This is a genomic window from Candidatus Andeanibacterium sp. (assembly GCF_057143545.1).
Window position 1 is genome coordinate 1 of sequence record NZ_DBNHSF010000124.1, and the last position, 5,503, is coordinate 5,503.

Genomic DNA, 5,503 nt, shown 5'->3' on the forward strand with positions numbered 1-5,503 from the left:
TTTGCCACCTGAAACCTCCTCCCCCTTGATGGGGGAGGGATACGCAGGCTTGCCGGCTCTGCCGGTTAGCCGAAGTTGGGTGGGGGTGGTCTCTCGGTCGGGCGTAACGCTTGCGGCGGCATCACCCCCTTCCAGCTGCGACTAGGCAACAAGTTGCCAAGTCTCCGCAACCTTCCCCCATCAAGGGGGAAGGCGATCAGGCCCATTGCGCCTCACCTCCGCTTCCCCTTAAGTGAGCGAAACACCGCACACGCAGGAGAGCAACACCGTGAGCACCAAAATCCGCAAGATCGCCACCGAGGAAGCCTGGTCGATCCCCGAAGTCGCCGCCGAATTGCAGAAGGTCGCGCGCTCGCCGACCCAGAGCCTCGACAAGCTGTTGGTGCAGGGCATCTACGACGCCGAGAACGACACCACCGGCTATGCCCGCAGCGGGTTCCTCGAAGGCCTGCTCGATGCCGAGGGCGAGCGGCTGCGGCAGATGGACCAGTACGGGGTCGACATGCATTTGCTCACGCTGACCGCGCCGGGGGTGCAGATGTTCGATGCCGACACCGCGACCGACCTCGCGGCGCTGGCGAACGACCGGATGGCCGAGATCATCGCCCGCCACCCCTCGCGCTTCGCCGGCCTCGGCAGTTTCGCCCCGCAGAGCCCCAAGCGCGCGGCCAAGGAGATCGAGCGCTGCATGACCAACCTCAAGCTCAACGGGATGATTGTCAACGGCCACACCAATGGCGACTATTTCGACGATTACCGCTTCTGGCCAGCGCTCGAAGCCGCCGAGGCGCTCGATGCCTGCATCTACATCCACCCGCGCGCGCCTTCGAACACGCTCAAGGGCCCGCTGCAGGATTATGCGATGGATTCTGCGATGTGGGGTTACGGCGTCGAAGTCGGCACGATGATGCTGCGGATGATGGCGGGCGGGGTGTTCGACCAGTTTCCCAGGCTCAAGATCTGCGTCGGCCATATGGGCGAGATGGTCCCGTTCTTCATCTGGCGGATCAACTTCATGAACAGCCGCGCGCAACTGGTCGGCCGGGCGAAGAAGACCCAGCGCAGCATGGAGGAGTATTTCAAGGACAATTTCGTGTTCACCACCAGCGGGGTCGAGGATCCGCTTGCGCTTAGATATTCGATCGACCGGATGGGGATCGACAATGTCATGTGGGCGATCGACTATCCCTACCAGCCGATGGAGCCGGCGGTCCGTTTCATCGATCGGTTCGAATGCACCGAGGCCGAACGCCATGCCTTGTGTCACGGCAATGCAGAGCGCATCTTCCACATAGCGCCGGTATAGGCCCGCGCGCGCAACAGCGGAAAAGGAGAAGCACCATGTCGATAGCGAAGGTCAGCGAAATCATCGCCTCTTCGAAGATCGGAATCGAGGACGCCGTGAAGCAAGGCGTCGCGCGGGCTTCGAAGACGCTCGACGATATCCAGGGCGTGTGGGTGAGCGACATCAAATGCACCGTCGATGGCGAAAATATCGTCGAATGGCGCTGCACGTTGAAAATAACCTTCGTCCTCAAGGACTGAGCACACTTGGCGCTTGCGCTCGCCGCATGAATGACGAAGGGCCTTACGAGCGCTGCTGGCTGGCGCTCGCCGGGCTCGAAGGCAAGGTCCGGCGCGGCTGGGAGGAGGCTGCGCCGGATTTCCTGCGCGACTTCAGGTCCCTCTCGCTCGATGACCGCGAGCGGCTTGTGGCCGACACCAATGCCCGGACCCGGACCGAGCTCGAGGGCTATTTCCTGGCCGATCTCAATCGCAATTGCGCCTCCTACGACCCGGAACTTGCCCGCAACCGGATCGCCGATGGGTTGTGGCTGGTCTCGCTGGCGAATTTCGACATCGACTCGCGTGACGAAATCCTGACCTTCGAGGAGTTCCTGCGAGCCGTAAGCCGCGCGGGCCTCTACGATCTGTTCGAAGACGTCTGGGCGGAGCTCATCCCCCTGTTTCCGGAGCGGATCGTGACGCTGATCAACGCCCGCATCCGGATGGGCATCTGGCGCGATTAGGCCTTTCCCTCATCCGGTCTGGCGATGGTTTGACTCACAGGCCCGCAAGCGGGGCACCGGCAGAATGCCCCGGCAATTCCGGGCCGCGATCACTTCATCATCGTCAATATGCCGGTCGCGATGCCGGTCGAGGCGAAAAAGCCCGGCCAGGACCACCACATACGGAATTGCGCGTAATAGACGTCGATCGGCATGTGATGGATATGCATGAACGCGCCCGACGAGCCGTTCGAGCCGAGTACGAGCGAAACGACGAAAGTCAGGACGAACCCGAACAACATTCCCCTGAAGATAGGCATTGGATTGCCTCCCGAACGGCGGGATCATGCTCCAGAATTGCTTAGACCCGGGCCGAAATTAGCCGCGGGATGGCTTCCGGGAGGTAAACGGGGATGGTTAAGCCGCCTTAACCTCTCGCCGGGAATCGAACGCGCGGTAAACGACATGGCCGACCGCGGTGTTCGAGGCCGGGACGCGGTAGAAGCGGTGGAGCTCCTCGACCCCGTAGCCGAGCGCCCCGCGCATCAGCAGCCACATGATCAGTTCGATCCCCTCGGTGCCGGTTTCGCGGAGATATTCGAGCCGTGTGATCGGGACGAGCTCTTCGGGCTCATGCGCCAACAGGTCGAGGAAGCGATTGTCCCATTCGGCATTGATCAGCCCGGCGCGGGCGCCATGCAGCTGGTGGCTCATCCCGCCGGTGCCCCAGACCTGGACGTCGAGCTCTTCGGGGAAGGTCTTGACCGCATTGCGGATCGCTTCGCCGAGCTTCCAGCAGCGCTCGCCCGAAGGGGTCGGGAACTGGGTGACGTTGATCGCGAACGGGATCACCTTGCACGGCCATTCCTCAGGCTGGCCGAACACCAGGCTGAGCGGCACGGTGCAGCCATGGTCGACATCCATGTCGTTGATGATGGTGAGGTCGAATTCGTCGATCACCAATTGCTCGGCGATATGCGCGGCGAGGTCGATATGGTTGTGGACCGCCGGCACCGGGCGGCGGCCCCAGCCCTCGTCGGCGGGAAGGAAAGTGTCGGCAAAGCCCATCGCAAAGGTCGGCACGATGTCGAGCATCAGCGAGGAGGCATGGTCGTTATAGGCAAGGATCACCACGTCGGGGGTGTTGTCCTTGATCCATTCGCGCACGAATTCGTAGCCCTCGAACACCGGCTTCCAGTATTCGCTCTGCGTATTTCCCAGGTCGATCGCCGCGCCGATCGCGGGCACGTGGCTGGTGCCGATGCCGGCGGTGATCCGCGCCATCTCAGTTGCCCTCGCGCTTCGAGCGCAGGCCCTCGGGCGAACGCCCGCCTTCGCGCATCATCGCGGCATATTCCTCGGCCGACATGCCCGACATCGAGCTCACCGCCTTCTGCGCGCTCCAGCCGTCGGTCGAGGCGATCTTGACGAGGAAATACATGTTTCCGCCCAGTTCGATGAGCTTGTTGAGGTCGCGCTCGAGCACGCCCTGCTTCTGCTCCTCGGTCATCGGGAACCGGTCGAGATAGGCGCGCTCGTCCTTGCGGAACTCGTCGCGATTCTCGGGCTTCATCAGCGACATGCAGAACTTGTGGAGATAGTAAGCCTGGCGCGATCTCCGGGCGGTGAAGACCTTGGTCCCGGGAATGTCTTCGAGCTCCGAGAGGGGATAGAGCCGTGTGCGCATGGGCGGGCCTCCTTTACGGCAGAACCTAACAGAGGCGGGGAATGGACGCTACTTCTTCGCCGCGCGCTGGAAAGCCGGCCTCGAATAGAGCCGCGCGCGATAGGCCGCGACATTGGCCGGCAGCGCGACCTCGACCCTGGTGAAATCGAGCAGGACAAAGGCATAGCCGATCGAGATGTCGGCAATCGTGAACCGGTCGCCCGTGACCCATTCGCGCCCGTCGGCCAGGTGGCCGTCGAGAAACTGGAAGCGCTTGTCGAGCTGGGCGAACTGGTCGGCGATCGTCGCATTGGTCTGCTCGCCGGTGAACACGCGGGTGCGGAAGATCGCTCCCACAGGTGTCGCCAGGTCCGCTTCCCCGAAATGGAGGAACTGGAGGTGCTCGGCATAGTGTTCGGGCGAGGGACGCGGGCCGACCGTCAGGGCAGCCGCTTTCTCGTCGCCCGCCACCAGCCGCCGCCCGGTAATGTATTGCAGGATCGCCAGGCTCTCGAACATGCGGATGCCGTCATCGTCGATCGCCGGGACCGAGCCGAGCGGATTGACCGTCCGGTATTCCTCCGGGACCGGGAAGCCGAGCGTTTCGATCGCGTATTCCTCGCCCAGTTCCTCCATCAGCCAGACGACCCGCTGCGAGCGCGAATTGGGGATGTGATAGATCGTGATCATCGGTCTGGGTCCTCATTGCTGGCCAATATATCCCGCGCCTCTTCGAGGTCCTCGGGGATCACCATCACCCGCACCGGGATCAGCAGGCCGACCCCCTCGGCGATGTTCATGCCGCTATCGAAGCAGAACGACATGATCCCCCCGGCCTCGAGGCGTGCGCGGACGATCTCCGCTTCGGCGCCGCTGGAATAGCGCGCGAGTTCGACGAGGCTCATGGAGCAGTGCTCCCGTGGTTTGTTTCTCCCAGCTGGCGAAACAGTTTCACCAGGAGCAGGGCGGCAATCGGAAAGGTCAAAGCCCACAGCGCCGCGGGCCAGATCAGCCACGGTACGAACATCTGGAACGCGAGGAAGGGCAGCACCGCGCCGTTGGCGATGAGCGCGATCTTCGCCCATCTCGCTGCTGGAGCCGGGGGCAAACCGAAGGCCGCGAACAATGTCGCAAGGCTCATCAGCGAATAGCCGAACAGATCGATCGCGAAGAGGAACGACTGGTAGGGCACAAATAGCAGCAATTCGATGCCGCTGGTGTCTCCGGCAGCGAGGCGCGGGGCGACAAAGGTGATTTGCACGAAATAGACGAGGCCGGTCAGCGTCGCATACATCGCGGCGAAAGCGAGCGCGGAGAGGGTGAAGGCCTTGCGGCCCTCCGGCGCGGCACCGTGCAGCGCGGCCATTGTGACCACGAAGCTCGGTCCGAGCAGGAGCGAGGGCGCCAGCAGGAGGTAAATCCCGAATGCACTGCTCGATGCGTTCGGCCCACCATCCGAACCCAGCATGCCGGCCCATTCGAACAGCTGCGCGACAATATAGGCGATGGCGAAAAAAGCAGTGCAGGAAGCTGCCCACTTACCCATTTTTGTCGCAGTGGCCGTCACTTCGGCCGGTTCGCCAGCAAATCGTCGACCACGCTTGGATCGGCCAGCGTCGAGGTGTCACCAAGGTTTCCGGTGTCGTTCTCGGCAATCTTGCGCAAGATCCGCCGCATGATCTTGCCGCTCCGCGTCTTGGGCAGGGCCGGGGCGAACTGGATCACGTCGTGGGTGGCGATCGGGCCGATTTCCTTCCGCACCCATTGGACCAGTTCCTTGCGCAGGTCCTCGGTCGGTTCGACGCCTTCCATCGGGGTGACAAAGGCG

At 62.9% G+C, this 5,503-nt stretch carries 10 protein-coding genes; 3 read left to right on the forward strand and 7 right to left on the reverse strand.

Going from position 1 to position 5,503, the window contains the following annotated elements; all coding sequences use genetic code 11:
* Positions 1 to 268: 268 nt before the first annotated feature.
* Genes AC16XC_RS07635 through AC16XC_RS07645 form a run of 3 tightly spaced genes read left to right on the forward strand, consistent with a single transcriptional unit; the run spans position 269 to position 2,030 of the window.
* The gene (locus tag AC16XC_RS07635) at positions 269 to 1,306 is read left to right on the forward strand and encodes an amidohydrolase family protein (RefSeq protein ID WP_484034051.1); all 1,038 of its coding nucleotides are present in this window, start codon (positions 269 to 271) and stop codon (positions 1,304 to 1,306) included.
* Positions 1,307 to 1,341: 35 nt separating this feature from the next.
* On the forward strand, positions 1,342 to 1,545 hold the full coding sequence (locus tag AC16XC_RS07640; RefSeq protein WP_484034052.1) for a dodecin family protein: 204 nt from the start codon (positions 1,342 to 1,344) through the stop codon (positions 1,543 to 1,545).
* A gap of 26 nt (positions 1,546 to 1,571) precedes the next feature.
* Positions 1,572 to 2,030, forward strand: a complete 459-nt coding sequence (locus AC16XC_RS07645; protein WP_484034053.1) for a hypothetical protein — start codon at positions 1,572 to 1,574, stop codon at positions 2,028 to 2,030.
* Between the two features lie 89 nt (positions 2,031 to 2,119).
* Here AC16XC_RS07645 and AC16XC_RS07650 read toward each other — a convergent pair whose 3' ends face one another.
* From AC16XC_RS07650 to AC16XC_RS07680, 7 genes are all read right to left on the reverse strand, one after another.
* The gene (locus tag AC16XC_RS07650) at positions 2,120 to 2,329 is read right to left on the reverse strand and encodes a hypothetical protein (RefSeq protein ID WP_484034054.1); all 210 of its coding nucleotides are present in this window, start codon (positions 2,327 to 2,329) and stop codon (positions 2,120 to 2,122) included.
* Between the two features lie 97 nt (positions 2,330 to 2,426).
* The gene (locus AC16XC_RS07655) at positions 2,427 to 3,293 is read right to left on the reverse strand and encodes a class III extradiol dioxygenase subunit beta (protein WP_484034055.1); all 867 of its coding nucleotides are present in this window, start codon (positions 3,291 to 3,293) and stop codon (positions 2,427 to 2,429) included.
* Between the two features lies 1 nt (position 3,294).
* Entirely contained in the window at positions 3,295 to 3,696 is a 402-nt protein-coding gene (ligA, locus tag AC16XC_RS07660) for a protocatechuate 4,5-dioxygenase subunit alpha (protein ID WP_484034056.1), read from the reverse strand.
* 48 nt (positions 3,697 to 3,744) lie between these two features.
* Positions 3,745 to 4,365: a glutathione S-transferase family protein gene (locus AC16XC_RS07665; RefSeq protein WP_484034057.1), complete on the reverse strand. Its 621-nt coding sequence runs from the start codon at positions 4,363 to 4,365 to the stop codon at positions 3,745 to 3,747.
* The gene (locus AC16XC_RS07670) at positions 4,362 to 4,580 is read right to left on the reverse strand and encodes a putative signal transducing protein (RefSeq protein WP_484034058.1); all 219 of its coding nucleotides are present in this window, start codon (positions 4,578 to 4,580) and stop codon (positions 4,362 to 4,364) included. Before AC16XC_RS07670 ends, AC16XC_RS07665 begins: the two co-directional genes overlap by 4 nt.
* Positions 4,577 to 5,221 (reverse strand): hypothetical protein, encoded by a 645-nt coding sequence (locus tag AC16XC_RS07675; RefSeq protein ID WP_484034059.1) that lies wholly within the window; start codon positions 5,219 to 5,221, stop codon positions 4,577 to 4,579. The genes AC16XC_RS07670 and AC16XC_RS07675 overlap by 4 nt, the downstream gene beginning before the upstream one ends.
* 17 nt (positions 5,222 to 5,238) lie before the next feature.
* Positions 5,239 to 5,503 (reverse strand): AMP-binding enzyme (locus tag AC16XC_RS07680; RefSeq protein WP_484034060.1); only part of this gene is annotated, 265 nt, incomplete at its 5' end.

Excerpts from the sequence above, each read along its gene's own strand:
- ligA (WP_484034056.1), bottom strand. The coding sequence starts at position 3,696 with ATGCGCACACGGCTCTATCCCCTCTCGGAGCTCGAAGACATTCCCGGG.
- AC16XC_RS07650 (WP_484034054.1), bottom strand. The coding sequence starts at position 2,329 with ATGCCTATCTTCAGGGGAATGTTGTTCGGGTTCGTCCTGACTTTCGTC.
- AC16XC_RS07675 (WP_484034059.1), bottom strand. The coding sequence starts at position 5,221 with ATGGGTAAGTGGGCAGCTTCCTGCACTGCTTTTTTCGCCATCGCCTAT.
- AC16XC_RS07670 (WP_484034058.1), bottom strand. The coding sequence starts at position 4,580 with ATGAGCCTCGTCGAACTCGCGCGCTATTCCAGCGGCGCCGAAGCGGAG.
- AC16XC_RS07645 (WP_484034053.1), top strand. The coding sequence starts at position 1,572 with ATGAATGACGAAGGGCCTTACGAGCGCTGCTGGCTGGCGCTCGCCGGG.
- AC16XC_RS07655 (WP_484034055.1), bottom strand. The coding sequence starts at position 3,293 with ATGGCGCGGATCACCGCCGGCATCGGCACCAGCCACGTGCCCGCGATC.
- AC16XC_RS07665 (WP_484034057.1), bottom strand. The coding sequence starts at position 4,365 with ATGATCACGATCTATCACATCCCCAATTCGCGCTCGCAGCGGGTCGTC.
- AC16XC_RS07640 (WP_484034052.1), top strand. The coding sequence starts at position 1,342 with ATGTCGATAGCGAAGGTCAGCGAAATCATCGCCTCTTCGAAGATCGGA.